The following is a 15,544-nucleotide window of genomic DNA, read 5'->3' as shown; positions in this document are numbered from 1 at the left end:
GACGGTCAGCCGGCCGCGCGCACCAGACCCTCGACCACGGCCGCCGCACCCGGGGACCGACGCTCCCCGTACGTGACCACGAGCACGCGCCGCGCCGCCCCCGGCAGCGCCCGCACCGTCACCCGCGGGTCCCGGTGCGCCCGCAGCGCCAGCGCGGGCAGCAGCGACACCCCCACGCCCGACGCCACGAGCGCCTGCACCGCGACGTAGTCGTCCGTCTCGAACGCCACGCGCGGCGTGAACCCCGCCCGCTCGCACCGTCCCACCAGGTCCGCCCGGCACCGCTCGCAGCCCGCGATCCACGCCGCGTCCGCGAGCGGCGCGAGGTCCACCTCCCCTGACGACGCCGCGGCCTCGTCCGTGGCGGAGTCCCTCCCGGGGTCCGTCCCCGGCTGCGGACCGGACCCCGCCCGCACGAGGAACAGCTCCTCCGCGAGCACCGGCACCGCGCGCAGCCCCTCCACGTCCAGCGGCGACCGGTCGTGCTCGAACACCAGCGCCACGTCCACCGCACCGCGCCGCAGCGCGTCCAGCGCCTCAGGCGGCTCCGCCTCCACCAGCCCCACGCCCAGACCCGGGTGCTCGCGCGCCAGGCGACCCACGACGTCGGGCACCAGCGTCGCCAGCGCCGACGGGAACGCGGCCAGACGCACCCGACCCGCCGACAACGACACCAGGGCGTCCAGCTCCTCGCGCGCCGCGCCCACGCGCCCCAGGATCTCCTCCGCCCGCGCCGCGAGCAGCCGACCCGCCGCCGTCAGCCGCACGCCCCGGCCGTGCCGCTCCGTCAGCGGCACCCCCACCTCCGCCTCCAGGCGCGCCAGATGGTGGCTCACCGACGGCTGCGCATAGTGCAGCGCACGCGCCGCCCCCGTCACCGAGCCCTCGCGCGCCACCGCCGCCAGCACCCGCAACCGCGTCAGGTCCACGTCCACACCCTCCTGCGCGAAGCATAGATCCCGTCGATCGGTCGCCACAGAACAGGCATTGGACCGATGGGACGCCTCGCGGCACCGTGGACCCGTGCCCCCCGCAGACCTCGCCCCGCCCACGATGCGCGACGTCCTCGACGCCCGCCGCCTCCTCGCCACCCACCTCCAGCCCACCCCCACCCGCACCTACCCCGCGCTCGACCGCGCCACCGGCACCCACGTCGTCGTCAAGCACGAGAACCACCAGCCCACCGGAGCCTTCAAGGTCCGCGGCGCCCTCAACCTCCTCCTGCGCCTCACCCCCGACGAGCGCACCCACGGCGTCACCGCCTTCTCCACCGGCAACCACGCCCAGGCCGTCGCCCACGCCGCCCGCACCACCGCCACCCCCTGCACCATCGTCATGCCCACCCACCCCAACCCCACCAAGGCCGACGCCGTCCGCGACCTCGGCGCCCGCCTCGTCCTCGCCGGCACCACCTTCGACGACGCCCGCGAGCACGCCATGGCGCTCGCGGGCGAGGACGGGTCCCGGCTCGTCAGCGCGGCGAACGAGCCGCTCCTCGTCGCCGGGGTCGCGACGGCGTACCTCGAGCTCCTCGCCGACGCGCCGGACCTCGACGTGCTCGTGGTCCCCGTGGGCGGGGGGAGCGGCGCTGCCGCGGCGTGCCTCGTCGCCCAGGCGCTCGCCCCCGGGCTCGAGGTGGTCGCCGTCCAGTCGGCCGCCTCGCCCGCCGCGCACGACTCGTGGCGCGCGCGCGACCTCGTCGCCCGGCCCAACACCTCGCGCGCCGAGGGCCTCGCCACCGGCACCGGCTTCGCGCTCACCCAGGCCGTCCTGCGCGAGCACCTCGACGACTTCGTGCTCGTCGACGACGACACGATCGACCGCGCCGCCGCGCTCTACCTCACCGCGGCGCGGACCGTCGCCGAGGGCGCGGGCGCGGCCGCCCTCGCCGCCGTCCTCGCCGACCCCGACCGGTTCGCCGGGCGCCGCGTCGGCGTCGTCTGCTCGGGCGGGAACGCGAGCCCGGCGGAGCTGCGCCGCGTCTCCGCGCACCTGCCCCGGTAGCCGCCTCGGTGCCGGAGCGCGCGACGACGGCGGTCCCGGCGGCCGGACCGCGGCCCCGGGCCTAGGCTCGCCCCATGGCCCGCTACCTCGACGTGCACCCCGACAACCCGCAGCCGCGCGCGATCGCGCAGGTCGTCGCCCTCCTCGAGGACGGCGGCCTCGTGGCCTACCCGACCGACTCCGGCTACGCGCTCGGCTGCCGCATGGACGACCGCGAGGGCGCCGACCGCATCCGCCGCATCCGCCACCTCGACGACCGGCACCACTTCACGCTCGTGTGCGCCGACTTCGCCCAGCTCGGCCACTTCGTCATGGTCGACAACGCGGCGTTCCGGTCGATCAAGGCCGCCACCCCGGGCCCGTACACGTTCATCCTGCGCGCGACGTCGGAGGTCCCGCGCCGCCTCGCGCACCCGAAGAAGAAGACCGTGGGCGTCCGCATCCCCGAGGACACCGTCGCCCAGGCCATCGTCGCCGCGCTCGGGGAGCCGATCCTGTCGAGCTCGCTCATCCTCCCCGGCTCGACCGAGGCGCTCACCGACGGCTGGGCGATCAAGGAGGAGCTCGACCACGTCGTCGACGCGGTCGTCGACGGCGGCGAGCGGGGCAGCGCGCCGACGACGGTCGTCGACTTCTCCGACGGCGCCCCGGAGGTCGTGCGCGTCGGCGCGGGCGACCCGTCGCGCTTCGAGTAGGACCCCGTCGGGCCGTCGTCGCGGCCACCCCGGACGGGTCGGCCGCCCCTGCCGGCCGCTCAGGCCCGCGGGCCCAGGAGCAGCCGCAGCCCCTCGCGGTCGACCGGGTCGACGAGCGCCCCGCGCTCCTCGCGCACCCACCAGTCGCCGGTGCGTCGCCGCTCGGCGCGCGTCGTGTACCGGTAGCGGAAGACGCGGGCCCGCACCCACCGCGGGGCGGGGCCGTCGGGGTCGTCGGCGAACGGGTCCGTCGCGAGCAGGCGCAGGGTCGGGCGGTCGGCCTCCAGGAGCCGGAGCAGCAGCACCTCGAACCACCGCGTGCCGGGCGACCCGAGCGCGAGGAACCACATCTGCCAGTCCAGCCGCAGGTGGTAGGGCGCGACCTGCGGCGGGCGGCGCCCCACGTCGCCCGGCTTGCCGCGGAACGCGTACTCGACCCAGTCGTCGGGACCGGGGGAACGGGCCGTCGTCCCCTCCACGACGACCTCGTCGCGGCGCCGCGAGACCGAGCCGAACGCGCCGTACGCGTTGACGAGCCGGAACGGCTCGAAGCTCGCGTTCATGAGCTGCCGACGCGCGACGAGGTTGCGCGCCGGGCGCACGCCGAGGACGAGCAGGAGCGCCGACACCGCGACCACCGCCACGACGAGGGCGACCGGGCCGCCCAGGGCGGCCCCGCCGTCGGGCATCGGCTCCTCGCCGCGACCGAGCGCGGGCACGAGCCACGACCCGACGGCGGCCCACGCGCCGTCGCTCACGACGCCGAGCCCGAGCACGATCGTCAGCCAGTTCAGCCACGCGAAGTTCCCGGTCACGAGCAGCCACGCCTGCGTGAGCACCACGACCCCGCCCGCGACGCTCGCGACCGGCTGCGGCGCGAAGAGCGCGAACGGCACGACGAGCTGCGTCACGTGGTTGCCCGCCACCTCGACGCGGTGCCACCACCGCGGCAGGTGGTGCGCGTGCCACGAGAACGGGCCGGGGAGGGGCTGCGTCTCGTGGTGGTATTCCAGGGCCGTGAGGTCGCGCCACGCGCGGTCCCCGCGGAGCTTGATGAGTCCCGCGCCGAGCTCGACCCGGAACAGGCACCAGCGGGCGAGGAGCAGGACGAGCAGCGGGGGAGGGGCGCCCTCGCCGGACGAGCCCAGCCACCCCACGAGGAACGTCACCTCGCACAGGAGCGACTCCCAGCCGAACCCGTAGAACCGCTGCCCGACGTTCACCACCGACAGGTAGACGGCCCACAGCACGAGGTACGCGAGCGTCGTCAGCCACCACGGCCCGCGCTGCGGGACCCCCATGACGAGGAGCGTCGCCAGCCCCGCCCCGCCCCACGCGAGCGCGCCGACGGACCGGTCCGAGCACCGCCACCGGAGCACGCTCGGGGCGTCGCGCCACGTCGTGCGCGCCACGAACGTCGCGGCGGGCAGCAGCCCACGCTCGCCCAGCAGCGGGCGCCACTGCCGGACGACGACGAGGAACGCGACGACGAGGACCGCCGCCGTGCCGCGCTGCAGCACCTCGCGCGCGACGTCGTAGCCGGGCGCCCAGAACCACGACCCGAGCCAGGTCGCCACGTCGTCGGGCAGGACGTCCGCCATCTGCCCACGGTAGGGCTGTGAGCCCTGTCTCACCCGTGGTCCGGCCGTCCCCGCGCCGGGCCACGACCGCGTCCCGCCCCTACCATCGGGGCATGAGCAGCCAGGGCCTGAGCCAGTCCACCGACCGCATGCGCGACGCGGGCGTCGCGCCCGCCGCCATCGACGTCTTCGCCCGGTTCTACCGGCTCCTCGAGTCCGGCGCGACCGGCATGATCCCCGAGGCCGACGTCGAGCCGCTCACCGACGTCGCCCACCGCGACGCGCTCGAGGTGCCCGAGGACGCCGCCCGCGAGGCGCTGCACCGCACCGCGGTCATCAAGCTCAACGGCGGCCTCGGGACCTCGATGGGCATGGACCGCGCCAAGTCGCTCCTCACGGTGCGCGACGCCGACCCGCAGCGCCCCGACAGCGGACCGCTGACCTTCCTCGACGTCATCGTCGCGCAGGTGCGCGCCGCCCGGCGCGCGACCGGGGCGCCCCTGCCGCTGCTGCTCATGAACTCGTTCCGCACGCAGGCCGACACGCTCGCCGCGCTCGCCCCGCACGACGACCTCGCCGTCGGCGACCTCCCGCTCGACTTCCTGCAGAACCGCGAGCCCAAGCTCCTCGCGAGCGACCTCACGCCCGTCGACTGGCCCGCCGACCCGGAGCTGGAGTGGTGCCCGCCCGGCCACGGCGACCTGTACACCGCCCTCTACGCGTCCGGCGCGCTGCGCGCCTTGCTCGACGCCGGGTACCGCTACGCGAGCGTCTCGAACTCCGACAACCTCGGCGCCGCGCCCGACGCCGCGATGGCCGGCTGGTTCGCCGCGAGCGGGGCGCCGTTCGCGGCCGAGGTCGCACGCCGCACGCCCGCGGACCGCAAGGGCGGCCACCTCGTCGTGCGCCGCAGCGACGGGCGCCTCGTCCTGCGTGAGACGGCGCAGACCCCGGCCGAGGACCAGGACGCCGCCGCCGACATCGGCCGGCACCGGTACTTCAACACCAACAACCTGTGGTTCGACCTCGAGGCGCTGTCGGCCGAGCTCGACCGCACCGGCGGGGTGCTCGAGCTCCCGCTCATCAAGAACACCAAGACCGTCGACCCGACCGACCCGTCGTCGCCCGAGGTCGTGCAGATCGAGTCCGCCATGGGGGCCGCGGTCGAGGTGTTCGACGGCGCCGTCGCGATCGAGGTCGGCCGCGACCGGTTCCTGCCGGTGAAGACGACGAACGACCTCCTCGTGCTCCGCTCCGACGTCTACGACCTCGACGACGCATACCGGTTCGTCGCGCGCACCGACGCGCCGTTCGTGGACCTCGACCCGGCTCACTACAAGACCATCGCCGCGTTCGACGCCCGGTTCGACGACGGCACCCCGTCCCTGCGCGCGGCCCGCTCGCTCACGGTGCGCGGGGACTGGACCTTCGGCTCCGGCGTGACCGTCACCGGCGAGGCCGAGCTCGCCGACCCGGGCGGCTCCGCCCGCGTCCCCGACGGCGCCGTCGTCGGCCCGGACGGCCTCAGCGCCTGACGCGGAGGCAGAGCCCGGGTCGGCCGAGGTAGAGCCCCGGTCGGCCGAGGTAGAGCCCCGGTCGGCCGAGGTAGAGGCGTGGTCCGCCGGGGCAGAGGCGTGGTCGGCCGAGGTAGAGGCCTGGTCCGCCGGGGTAGAGGCGTGGTCGGCCGGGCACTGCAGGCGCCGGGCGGGTGCGCTGCCCTCGCCTCGCCTCGCCTCTCGGCCCGACGGCGGTGGCGGCCCGGCTCGTCGTGGTCGCCTGCACTGACGGGTCGAGCGAGCAAGCATCGACCTGCGAGCAGCTCTGCGTCACGCGACGACGGCTCTACTTCGCGTGACCGGGCCTCTACGTCGTGCGACCACGGCTCTACCTCGCGCGACCACGGCTCTACCTCGCGGTGTGCGGGGTTCCTGCGCGGTGTGCGGGGTTCTTGTGCGGGCGCGGTCAGGCGGGGACGTCGACGACGCGGCTGTCGCCCCGGCGCGCGACGAGGGCGCCGGACGACGCGGCGGCGAGGTCGGCGTCGAACCGGTCGAGCTCGGCCGGGGGGACGAGGACGGTGAACGCGGCCGTCGTGCTGTAGTCGACGCCCTCGAGCGTGCCGTCGTGGTGGTCGCACCAGTCGCGCAGGACGCCGTGGAGCCGCCCGGCGTCGGCGTGGGGGACGTCGACGTGCACCGCGGTGAGCACGGCGCGGCGCACGGGTCGCGCGAGGTCGAGCGCCTCGCTCACCGCGCTCGAATAGGCGCGCACGAGGCCGCCCGCGCCGAGCAGGACGCCGCCGAAGTACCGCGTGACGACGGCGACGACGTCGGTCACGTGCCGGTGCCGCAGCACCTCGAGCATGGGGATGCCCGCGGTGCCGGAGGGCTCGCCGTCGTCGGTGGAGCGCTGCTGGTCGGCGTGCGGGCCGACGACGAGCGCGACGCAGTGGTGGCGCGCGTCCCAGTGCTCCTTGCGCACGCGCGCGACGACGGCGTCGGCCGCGGCGACGGACGGGACGGGGGAGAGGTGCGCGAGGAAGCGGGACTTCTTGACGACCAGCTCGTGGTCGACGGGTCCGGCGATCGTCCCCCACAGCTCCCCGGTGCCCGCGCTCACCCTGCGAGCCTAGCCGCGACGGCGCCCGGGTCGGTCGTCGACCCGGGCGCCGTCGACGGGCGTCGTGGCGGTCAGTCCGTGCCGGACTCCATCGCGGCGCGGTCGAGGAGCGCGTCGTCGCCCTCGGCCATGCCGCGCGACGCGATGACCTCGGCGCCGCCCTCGGGCATCGCGCCGATGAGCTCGGTGGAGGCCTGCACGGCGCCGATGAGCGCGGCGTGCGTGGTGCCGACGATCCCGATGCCGGCGTACTGCTCGAGCTTGGCCCGCGAGTCGGCGATGTCGAGGTTGCGCATGGTGAGCTGGCCGATCCGGTCCATCGGGCCGAACGCGGAGTCCTCGGTGCGCTCCATCGACAGCTTGTCCGGGTGGTAGCTGAACGCGGGCCCGGTGGTGTCGAGGATCGAGTAGTCCTCGCCGCGGCGCAGGCGCAGCGTGACCTCGCCGGTGACGGCGGTGCTGACCCAGCGCTGCAGCGACTCGCGGATCATGAGCGCCTGCGGGTCGAGCCACCGGCCCTCGTACATGAGGCGGCCGAGGCGGCGGCCCTCCGCGTGGTACTGCGCGAGGGTGTCCTCGTTGTGGATCGCGTTGACGAGGCGCTCGTACGCGGCGTGCAGGAGCGCCATGCCGGGAGCCTCGTAGATGCCGCGGCTCTTGGCCTCGATGATGCGGTTCTCGATCTGGTCGGACATGCCGAGCCCGTGGCGGCCGCCGATCGCGTTGGCCTCCTGGACCAGCGCGACGGCCGACTCGAACTCCTCCCCGTTGATCGTCACCGGACGGCCCTGGACGAAGCCGATCGTCACGTCCTCGGTCTCGATCTCGACCGCGGGGTCCCAGAACCGTACGCCCATGATCGGGTCGACGGTCTCGATGCCCGTGTCGAGGTGCTCGAGCGTCTTCGCCTCGTGCGTCGCGCCCCAGATGTTCGCGTCCGTGGAGTACGCCTTCTCGGTGCTGTCCCGGTACGGCAGGTCGTGCGCGAGCAGCCACTCGGACATCTCCTTGCGGCCGCCGAGCTCTGCGACGAAGTCCGCGTCGAGCCAGGGCTTGTAGATGCGCAGGTGCGGGTTGGCGAGCAGCCCGTAGCGGTAGAACCGCTCGATGTCGTTGCCCTTGAAGGTCGACCCGTCGCCCCAGATCTGGACGTCGTCCTCCTGCATCGCGCGGACGAGGAGCGTGCCCGTGACCGCGCGGCCCAGGGGAGTGGTGTTGAAGTACGCGCGGCCGCCGGAGCGGATGTGGAACGCGCCGCACGCGAGCGCGGCCAAGCCCTCCTCGACGAGCGCGGCGCGGCAGTCCACGAGGCGCGCGATCTCGGCGCCGTAGGCGGTCGCGCGACCGGGCACGGAGCCGATGTCGGGCTCGTCGTACTGGCCGATGTCGGCGGTGTAGGTGCACGGCACCGCGCCCTTGTCGCGCATCCACGCGACGGCGACGGACGTGTCGAGGCCCCCGGAGAACGCGATCCCGACGCGCTCTCCCACGGGCAGGGAGGTGAGAACCTTGGACATGGGCACGAGTATGCAGCATTCTGCATACGTATTCAATTCGGCGGTCAGGGGTCGCGACGCCCCTGGCGGCGACACGCCCGCCAGTCACTTCGGCACAAAAAGTGTGCCAAGCGGTAGGGTCCACCCATGCCCGACGACGCGACGTCACCCACCAGCCCGGACACGGCCGGCCGCGCGACCACCAGCACCAGCACCAGTGCCGCGTCCCGCTACCCGCGCCCCACCGTCACGCTCGACGAGGCCGAGTGGGTGTGGCGCCTGCTGGCGACGGAGGCGATGGTCGAGGCCGCGAAGCCGGAGACCGTGCGCCTCGCGGTGATCGCCGGCCTCACGCGCGCGACGGGCGCACGCTATGGCGACCTGCTGCGCTGCACGGTCGACGCGATCGACCTCGGCCCGGCGAAGGAGCGCGCGGGGGAGGGGAGGCTCGTGCTCACGCACGGCAAGCACCGCACGGTGCGCGAGCACGTGCTGAGCGCGAGCGTCGTCGTCGTGCTGCGTCGCTGGATGGCGGTGCGGGAGGTTCTCGCGGCGGACCTCGAGGGGTCGGTGCCGCGCGCGCTGCTGCTCACGGTCCACCACACGCACGACAACGGCGTCACGGTGTCCAGCGGCCTGCCCATCACGAAGCAAGGCCTCGTGCTGTCGTGGCGGCGGTTCGTGCACCGCACGAACGCGCGCTACGGGGCCGTGCGGGCGCCGCTCCCGACGCGCTTCGAGCAGGTCCGGCGGGCCTGGGTCGAGGCGTCAGCCCCGGCGGGGAGCGGGATCGTCGCCGGGCCCGGTCTCGGCGACGACGCCGGGCGGGACGCCCTCCTCGCCGCCGAGCTCCTGGAACAGCGTGAGGTGGAGGCCGGCGGGGGCGTCGAGGCGTGAGTTGAGCGACCCCCAGGGCGTGCGCGTCGGCGGGGCGACGAGCGACGCCCCGGCGGCGACGGCCCGGTCGGTCGCACCCTCGGCGTCGTCCACCTCGAGCGCGACCCGGAGGTGCCCCGCGACGCGACGCCCGACCTCCAGGTCGTCGATCGCCCGCACGTGCCCGGGGGAGGCGATCTCGAGCGTCGCCCGCCCGACGTCGAGGATCGCCACCCGGTCGTCCTCGCCGTCCGCGTAGGCGATCTGCTGGGGGAGGCCCAGGACGTCGCGGTAGAACGCGAGGGCGGCGTCGTAGTCCTCCGCCTCGACGACGAGCCGGAGCTGGCGGACGGGCGGCAGTGCGGCGTGCGGATCGGTCATGCCGAGACCCTACGCTCCTCTCGAAATAAATAGTGTGCCAAGCGCACGCACACGTCCCGCACCCCGAGCGGGAACCTCGCCAAACAGCCCCGAAAAGCGAGGGCCCCGCCACGACTCGCGTGGCGGGGCCCGGTCGCCGTCGGGACGACGGCGGTGGAGGGGAGCGGGGTCAGGGCTGACCGGCCGCTGCCTCCTCGGCCTTGCGCGCGGCGCCGGCCTCGGTGCGCGCGCCCTCGGTGGAGAGGTCACCGCCCGTCGACTCGAGGTGCGCGCGGACGAACCAGTGGAAGAGCTCGAGGTCGTGCAGGTGCCCGATGAGCAGGTCGTTCGTGACGTCGTCGAGCTCCTCGGTCGCGGCCGCCGCCTCGCGGTGGGCCGTGATGACGCCGACGTACACCTCGTCGAGGGCGCCGAGGTGCGCGATCGTCGAGGCGCGGCCCAGGGAGTAGTCCTCCCAGGTGCGGGCGGCGACGAGCGCGCCGGGCGTGCCCTGCGGGGAGACGCCGAGGGTCGCGATGCGCTCGGCGGTCGCGTCGACCATCGCGCGGACGGCGTCGACCTGCGGGTCGATCATCTCGTGGACCGCGATGAAGTGCGGGCCGACGACGTTCCAGTGGATGTGCTTGAGCGTGAGCTGCAGGTCGTTGAGCGCGTGCAGCCGCTCCTGGAGGATCCCGGCGACCTGGGCCCCTTCCTCAGGGGTGAGCGACGGGACCGTGTACTTCGGCAGGTCGGAACGAGCAGCCATGGGTTGCCTCCTCGGGGTCGGTGACGCGCGCCGGGACGGCGGCGGGACGACGGCGCGGGTGCCGTCTGCGTCCATCGTGGTGCCGGGGCGCGGTCCTCGCAGGACGAGTGCTCAGTCCCGCGGCCGCACGAGCAGGACGACGCCGAGCACGGCGAGGCCGCCGAGCGCCGCCGCGACCGCGGACGAGACGTCGGCCAGCGCGACCGACCGCACGGCGAGCGCGACGACGAGCAGCGCGGCCTGGAGCACGACGACGCGGCGCAGGTCGGGCGCGAGGGCGCGCAGCTCGGCGCGCGCTCCGGGCGGCACGTGGTCGCTCCACCACGCGGTGCGGAGCACGAGGTGCCCGAGCGGGAGGAGGGCGAAGACGGCGGGGTCGAAGGGCGCGGTGCCGTCCACGAGGAGCACGACGCCGCCGACGAGGACGAGGAGGTGGGGCACGGGCGGGGCGGGGAGGTACACGGTGAGGACACCGAGGCCGACGGCGACGCCCCACACGAAGGACGGCGCGAGCCCGGTCGTCTGGAGGGCGGCGGCCGCGAACCCCGTCGCGAGGAGGAGCAGGGCGGCGCGCGCCGCCCACGCGGGGAACGTGGGGCCCGTCTCGACGACGAGCAGGGGCGGCGGCCCGGCGGTGACGGTCTCGCGACGTGCGGGCATCCTCATGGTCGACCGCCCGGGGTCGCGCCCGCGGGGTGCCGGTCGAGGCGTCGTGCGGCGAGCTCGAGCGCGCCGCGGGCGCCGTCGGCGTCGGGGGTGCCGTCGTACCAGCGGACGACGGTGACGCCCCGGCGGCGCAGCTCGTGGATGCGGGCGTCGCGCTCGTGGCGGGTGATGCGCCAGGCGACGGCGACGTGATCGTCGACGTCGGCGACGCTCACGGGCGGGAGGACGTCGACGACGACGACCACGTGGCCCGTGTCGTGCCACTGGTGGGCGAGGCGGGGCGCCTCGTCGTCGAGGAGGGTGGAGAAGAGGTAGACAGCGGCGCCGGCCGGGACCTGGGGCGGTCGGTGGCGCGCGGTGGGGTCGCCGACGGGCCGGGCCAGGGCGAGCCCGTGGAGGATGCGGCGCAGGTGGCGCCGTCCGCCGCCGGGGCGGACGGGCCGGGCGAGGCGACCCAGGTCGTCCAGGGCGACGCGGTCGCCGTCGGCGAGGACGGCGTGCGCGACGGACGCGGCGGCGTGCCGCGCGAGGTCGAGGGACGTGGGCTCGTCGGGGCGCTGCTCGCCGACGCCGTTCCAGGTGGCGAGGTCGGGGGCGACGTCGTCCCGGGAGTCGACGACGAGGACGACGGTGGCCTCGGCGGTGCCGTAGGTGCGGCGGACGTACAGGGTGTCGAGGTCGGGTGCGCGACGGGCCGTGGCGCGCCAGTCGATGCGGCGCAGGCGGTCGCCGGGGCGGTACACGTCGACGTCGCGGAGCTCGGTGCCGTCTCCGGGCCGGCGGGAGGTGCGCGGACCGGAGAGCCCGCGCAGGCGGGAGGACAGGGGCGTGCGGCCGAGCGGCGTGGCGCGGGGCAGGACGAGGCGCCGCGGTCCGGCGGCGACGTGCGGAGGCTGCTCCTCGACGCCGTCGGGCCCGTAGGCGGCGAGGTCGACGCGCAGGGTGTCGGTCGGGCCGGTGCGGACCGACGGGGCGTGCCAGGCGAGGTCGCGCGAGCCGCGCGTGACGTCGACGAGGCGTTCCGTGACGAGGCCGCCGGGGGCGACGCCGCGCAGGCGCAGCAGCTCGACGCCCGGAGGGACGTGGGCGTGCGTGCGCGCGGTGACGGTCCCGGGAGCCGCGGCGGGGTCGAGGGCGACGCGGAGCGTGACGGGCCCTCGCGGCCGGTGGGTCCAGCCCCAGACCGCGGCGAGGAGGGGCGCGACGCCGAGGAGCGCCACGTCGGGTCGGCGCACGAGGACGCCGAGCGCGAGGAGCGTGGTGCCGAGGAGGAGGCCGGCACCGAGGTGGACGGTGGTGCGCCACGGCGGAGGCGCGTCGGGGTCCGGCGTCCCGGGGCCGGTCATGCGGCCCGGCCGACGGTGGCGGGTCCGGGGACGGCGCGCAGGAGGTCGTCGACGAGCGCCTCGGGGCGCAGGTCGGCGGCCCAGGCGCCGGGCGTGAGGGTGAGGCGGTGCGCGAGGACGGGGACGGCGACGCGCTTGACGTCCTCGGGGAGCACGACGTCGCGCCCGTCGAGCACGGCGACGCCGCGCGCGAGGAGCGCGAGGTTCTGGGAACCGCGGGGCGACGCGCCGACCTCGAGGTCGCGGTGGGTGCGGGTCGCGGCGGCGAGGTCGACGCAGTAGGCGAGGACGTCGGGGTGGACGTCGACCTGCTCGACGGCGGCCTGCATGGCGAGGACGGTGCCGCGGTCGACGACCTGGCGCACGACGGGGTCGTCGTGCCGGCGCGCGATGCGGCGGGCGAGGACCTCGCGCTCCTCGTCGCGGCCCGGGTACCCGACGGACAGCCGGACCATGAAGCGGTCGAGCTGGGCCTCCGGGAGCGGGTAGGTGCCCTCGTGCTCGACGGGGTTCGACGTCGCGACGACGTGGAAGGGCCGGGGCAGCGGGTACGTGGTGCCCTCGACGGTGACCTGATGCTCGGCCATGGACTCGAGCAGCGCGGACTGGGTCTTGGGCGCGGTGCGGTTGATCTCGTCGGCGAGCAGGAGCCCGGTGAACACGGGCCCGGGCCGGAACTCGAAGGTCCGGGTCGCGGGGTCGTACACGGAGGAGCCGGTGACGTCCGAGGGCAGCAGGTCGGGCGTGCACTGCAGGCGCGTGAAGTCGAGACCGAGGGCGCGCGCGAGGCTGCGCGCTGCGAGGGTCTTGCCGAGCCCCGGCACGTCCTCGAACAGGACGTGGCCCCCGGCGAGGACGGCCGCGAGCGCCAGGGTGAGGGGTTCGCGGGCTCCGACGACGGCGGTGGCGACCTCGTCGAGGACGGCGTGGCCGTGCGCGGCGACGGTGGGGACGTCGAGGGTCGCGGGCGGCGTGGTGCCGGGGTGGGTGGTCATCGGGGTGTCCCTTCGTCGGGGCGGTCCGGGGTGGTGGGCAGGCGGTCGAGGGCGGTGAGCCAGGCGCGCAGCTCGGCGGGGGTGGGGAGGCGTCCGGTGGTGGTGAGGTCGTGGGTGGTGCGGGCGACGCGGGGGCCGAGGAGGCGGGCGATGTCGGGTGCTGCCGTGGGGTCGTGGAGGGGTCCGGTGCCGTGCCGGTCGAGGGTCTGGTCGGTGAGGTGGCGCATGCGGCGTGCTGCGGAGGGGGTGACGCGTCCGTCGCGTCCGAGGACGGACCAGCCGAGGTCGGAGACGTCGCGTCGGTTGCCGTCGCGTCGGAGGGTGGGGAGGTGGGGCCAGACGGTGTCGCCGGCGTAGCCGGTGCGGTGTCGGAGCAGGGTGGCGGCGATCCCGAGGGCGGTGAGGGTGAGGGTGTGGGCGGGGGAGGCGCCGAGGGTGGTGAGGAGGATGCCGAGCCCGACGACGGTGGCGGCGGTGCGCAGGGTGGTCCGGTCGGTGGGGCGGAGGCGGGTCCGGTGTGCGCGGGGGTTCACGGTCGTGCTCGGTGGTCGGTGGGGGCGCCGGTGTCGGGTGGGGAGCCGAGGTCGGTCGCGATGCGGGTGAGGGCGTGGCGGGCGGCGTCGAGGTCGGTGGTGCCGAGGGGGTTCTCGCCGAAGCGTGCGCGGTGGTAGAGGCGGCGCAGGGTGGCGACGGCGTGGGGGTCGGCGGGTGTGCTGGTGAGGACGGCGGTGGTGAACTCGGTGGGGGTCTGGGCGGGGTCGCGTCGGGTGCCGGCGCGGGCGGCGGCGTGCTCGAGGGCGACCCAGGCGGCGACGACGGCGTCGTGGGGGTCGGCGTCGGGGGTTCGCAGGTGGGCGCGGACGCGGTGGACGGCGTCGCGGAGCTCGGGGACGACCTGGTCCTGCGCGAGGAGCGCGGTGTCGCCGGGTGGGGCGAGGAGGAGGTCGCGGTGGCGTCGTCGGGCGAGGAGCCGTGGGAGGTGGCGGCGGGCGAGGACGACGAGGACCACGAGGACGACGGCGCCGAGGAACCACAGGAGGTAGGCGTCGAAGGACATGCCGGTCGCGTCGAGGGGGATCTCGAGCTCCTGCGGTGCGGTGGGTGCTTCCTGGGGCACGTTCTCGGGCGGCGGGCCGGTGGGGTCGCGGGCGAGGTCGCTGAGCCAGGTGGGTGCGTCCCAGCTCCAGGGGGCGCTGGTCGCGGCGGCGAGGACGGCCGCGAGCGCCAGGGCGGTGACGGCGGTGAAGCGGGCCGGGCCGGGCCGGCGGTGGTCGTGGTCCCCCTGCGTGGTGGTCATGCGGGTCTGAGGGACTCGGCGTGGGCGCCGGCGACGGCGGCGGTGAGGAAGGCGGCGGGGTCGGTGTCGAGTCCGCGGCCCATGGTGGACAGGCGGACGGGGGTGTCGTGCAGGGCGTGGAGGAGGTCGGGTCCGGCGGGGACGTGGACGGGGTGGTGGCGGCCGGTGGGGGCGGCGAGGGTGTGGGCCTGGTGGGTGATGCGGGCGGTGAGGTCGGGGCCCCAGCCGGGGAGGTTCTCGATGTCGGGGGTGGGGACGGGCAGGGGGAGGTCGCTGGGGGCGAGGGCGACGCGGCCGTAGGCGGTGAGGGAGTGGTGGGAGATGCCGAGGTGGCGGTCGCGGGGGTCGGCGCCGGAGACGCGCAGGGAGGCGACGGGTCGGCCGCGGAGGGTGGCGACGGCGTTGAGGGCTTCGCCGGCGGCGACGCCGGAGAAGCCCCAGCGGGTGCCGGTGCCGAGGTTGCCGGGTCCTTGGGCGACGACGACGAGGTCGGCGCCGGTGACGTGGTGGGCGGCGAGGAGGCCGGTGTGGACGGTGACGGCTTCGAGGTCGCCGCCGAAGGCTTGGCCGACGGTGATGCAGGTGTCGATCCAGCCGGTGTCGCGCAGGGTGGCGATGGTGCGGGAGAACGCGGCGGGCAGGGCGCCGCCGTCGGTCATGACGTAGGCGATGCGGGGGGTGGGGCGGCCTGCGAGCGCCGCGGCGTGGCGGGCGCCGGCGACGACGGCGGGCAGGGCGGAGTGGAGGTCGGCGACGACGACGGGGGTGTGGGCGAGGTCGTCGGCGTCGCGCAGGGTGTCGTGGTGGGGGGACTCCTGCTCGTCGACGCCGAGGACGAGGG

At 75.8% G+C, this 15,544-nt stretch carries 15 protein-coding genes; 3 read left to right on the top strand and 12 right to left on the bottom strand.

The window, feature by feature from the left end; translation table 11 throughout:
• Positions 1-5: 5 nt before the first annotated feature.
• A complete protein-coding gene (locus RDI86_RS09430; protein ID WP_163187625.1) occupies positions 6-929 on the bottom strand; it encodes a LysR substrate-binding domain-containing protein in 924 nt (307 codons plus the stop codon).
• A gap of 94 nt (positions 930-1,023) precedes the next feature.
• Here RDI86_RS09430 and RDI86_RS09425 point away from each other — a divergent pair, with 94 nt between their 5' ends.
• Entirely contained in the window at positions 1,024-2,004 is a 981-nt protein-coding gene (locus RDI86_RS09425; RefSeq protein ID WP_308821251.1) for a pyridoxal-phosphate dependent enzyme, read from the top strand.
• Between the two features lie 74 nt (positions 2,005-2,078).
• Positions 2,079-2,699 carry an L-threonylcarbamoyladenylate synthase gene (locus RDI86_RS09420; protein WP_061268434.1) on the top strand — a complete coding sequence of 207 codons (621 nt, stop codon included), beginning with the start codon at positions 2,079-2,081 and terminating at the stop codon, positions 2,697-2,699.
• Between the two features lie 59 nt (positions 2,700-2,758).
• Here RDI86_RS09420 and RDI86_RS09415 read toward each other — a convergent pair whose 3' ends face one another.
• Positions 2,759-4,300, bottom strand: coding sequence for a lipase maturation factor family protein (locus RDI86_RS09415; RefSeq protein WP_308821250.1), 1,542 nt, complete (start codon positions 4,298-4,300; stop codon positions 2,759-2,761).
• Between the two features lie 92 nt (positions 4,301-4,392).
• Between RDI86_RS09415 and RDI86_RS09410 the strand changes: the two genes are divergently transcribed.
• Positions 4,393-5,814, top strand: coding sequence for a UTP--glucose-1-phosphate uridylyltransferase (locus RDI86_RS09410; protein WP_308821249.1), 1,422 nt, complete (start codon positions 4,393-4,395; stop codon positions 5,812-5,814).
• A gap of 427 nt (positions 5,815-6,241) precedes the next feature.
• On the opposite strand, the gene RDI86_RS09405 is transcribed toward RDI86_RS09410, so the two are convergent.
• From RDI86_RS09405 to RDI86_RS09360, 10 genes are all read right to left on the bottom strand, one after another.
• On the bottom strand, positions 6,242-6,898 hold the full coding sequence (locus RDI86_RS09405) for a YigZ family protein (RefSeq protein ID WP_308821248.1): 657 nt from the start codon (positions 6,896-6,898) through the stop codon (positions 6,242-6,244).
• Between the two features lie 71 nt (positions 6,899-6,969).
• Entirely contained in the window at positions 6,970-8,415 is a 1,446-nt protein-coding gene (argG, locus tag RDI86_RS09400) for an argininosuccinate synthase (RefSeq protein ID WP_061268430.1), read from the bottom strand.
• A 747-nt stretch (positions 8,416-9,162) separates the two neighbouring features.
• Positions 9,163-9,651, bottom strand: a complete 489-nt coding sequence (locus tag RDI86_RS09395) for a VOC family protein (protein ID WP_308821247.1) — start codon at positions 9,649-9,651, stop codon at positions 9,163-9,165.
• A 169-nt stretch (positions 9,652-9,820) separates the two neighbouring features.
• The gene (locus RDI86_RS09390; RefSeq protein ID WP_021483850.1) at positions 9,821-10,399 is read right to left on the bottom strand and encodes a Dps family protein; all 579 of its coding nucleotides are present in this window, start codon (positions 10,397-10,399) and stop codon (positions 9,821-9,823) included.
• Positions 10,400-10,510: 111 nt separating this feature from the next.
• Positions 10,511-11,059, bottom strand: a complete 549-nt coding sequence (locus RDI86_RS09385; RefSeq protein ID WP_308821246.1) for a hypothetical protein — start codon at positions 11,057-11,059, stop codon at positions 10,511-10,513.
• Between the two features lie 2 nt (positions 11,060-11,061).
• Positions 11,062-12,411, bottom strand: a complete 1,350-nt coding sequence (locus tag RDI86_RS09380) for a DUF58 domain-containing protein (RefSeq protein WP_308821245.1) — start codon at positions 12,409-12,411, stop codon at positions 11,062-11,064.
• A complete protein-coding gene (locus RDI86_RS09375; RefSeq protein WP_308821244.1) occupies positions 12,408-13,406 on the bottom strand; it encodes a MoxR family ATPase in 999 nt (332 codons plus the stop codon). Before RDI86_RS09375 ends, RDI86_RS09380 begins: the two co-directional genes overlap by 4 nt.
• A complete protein-coding gene (locus RDI86_RS09370; RefSeq protein WP_076404861.1) occupies positions 13,403-13,939 on the bottom strand; it encodes a hypothetical protein in 537 nt (178 codons plus the stop codon). The genes RDI86_RS09375 and RDI86_RS09370 overlap by 4 nt, the downstream gene beginning before the upstream one ends.
• A complete protein-coding gene (locus tag RDI86_RS09365; protein WP_308821243.1) occupies positions 13,936-14,703 on the bottom strand; it encodes a DUF4129 domain-containing protein in 768 nt (255 codons plus the stop codon). The genes RDI86_RS09370 and RDI86_RS09365 overlap by 4 nt, the downstream gene beginning before the upstream one ends.
• A partial coding sequence (locus RDI86_RS09360; protein WP_308821242.1) for a DUF3866 family protein occupies positions 14,700-15,544 on the bottom strand: 845 nt, incomplete at its 5' end. The genes RDI86_RS09365 and RDI86_RS09360, both read right to left, overlap by 4 nt.

The sequence above is a fragment of the Cellulosimicrobium sp. XJ-DQ-B-000 genome, assembly GCF_031119065.1.
In the GTDB taxonomy this organism is placed as follows: domain Bacteria; phylum Actinomycetota; class Actinomycetes; order Actinomycetales; family Cellulomonadaceae; genus Cellulosimicrobium; species Cellulosimicrobium funkei.
The sequence above is the reverse complement of the archived record's forward strand: the minus strand, read 5'-3'. Positions and strand labels throughout refer to the sequence as shown.

Bases quoted from the DNA above. Each gene is read 5' to 3' on its own strand.
- RDI86_RS09420 (WP_061268434.1), top strand. From the start codon at position 2,079: ATGGCCCGCTACCTCGACGTGCACCCCGACAACCCGCAGCCGCGCGCG.
- RDI86_RS09415 (WP_308821250.1), bottom strand. From the start codon at position 4,300: ATGGCGGACGTCCTGCCCGACGACGTGGCGACCTGGCTCGGGTCGTGG.
- RDI86_RS09410 (WP_308821249.1), top strand. From the start codon at position 4,393: ATGAGCAGCCAGGGCCTGAGCCAGTCCACCGACCGCATGCGCGACGCG.
- argG (WP_061268430.1), bottom strand. From the start codon at position 8,415: ATGTCCAAGGTTCTCACCTCCCTGCCCGTGGGAGAGCGCGTCGGGATC.
- RDI86_RS09395 (WP_308821247.1), bottom strand. From the start codon at position 9,651: ATGACCGATCCGCACGCCGCACTGCCGCCCGTCCGCCAGCTCCGGCTC.
- RDI86_RS09390 (WP_021483850.1), bottom strand. From the start codon at position 10,399: ATGGCTGCTCGTTCCGACCTGCCGAAGTACACGGTCCCGTCGCTCACC.
- RDI86_RS09385 (WP_308821246.1), bottom strand. From the start codon at position 11,059: ATGCCCGCACGTCGCGAGACCGTCACCGCCGGGCCGCCGCCCCTGCTC.
- RDI86_RS09380 (WP_308821245.1), bottom strand. From the start codon at position 12,411: ATGACCGGCCCCGGGACGCCGGACCCCGACGCGCCTCCGCCGTGGCGC.
- RDI86_RS09375 (WP_308821244.1), bottom strand. From the start codon at position 13,406: ATGACCACCCACCCCGGCACCACGCCGCCCGCGACCCTCGACGTCCCC.
- RDI86_RS09365 (WP_308821243.1), bottom strand. From the start codon at position 14,703: ATGACCACCACGCAGGGGGACCACGACCACCGCCGGCCCGGCCCGGCC.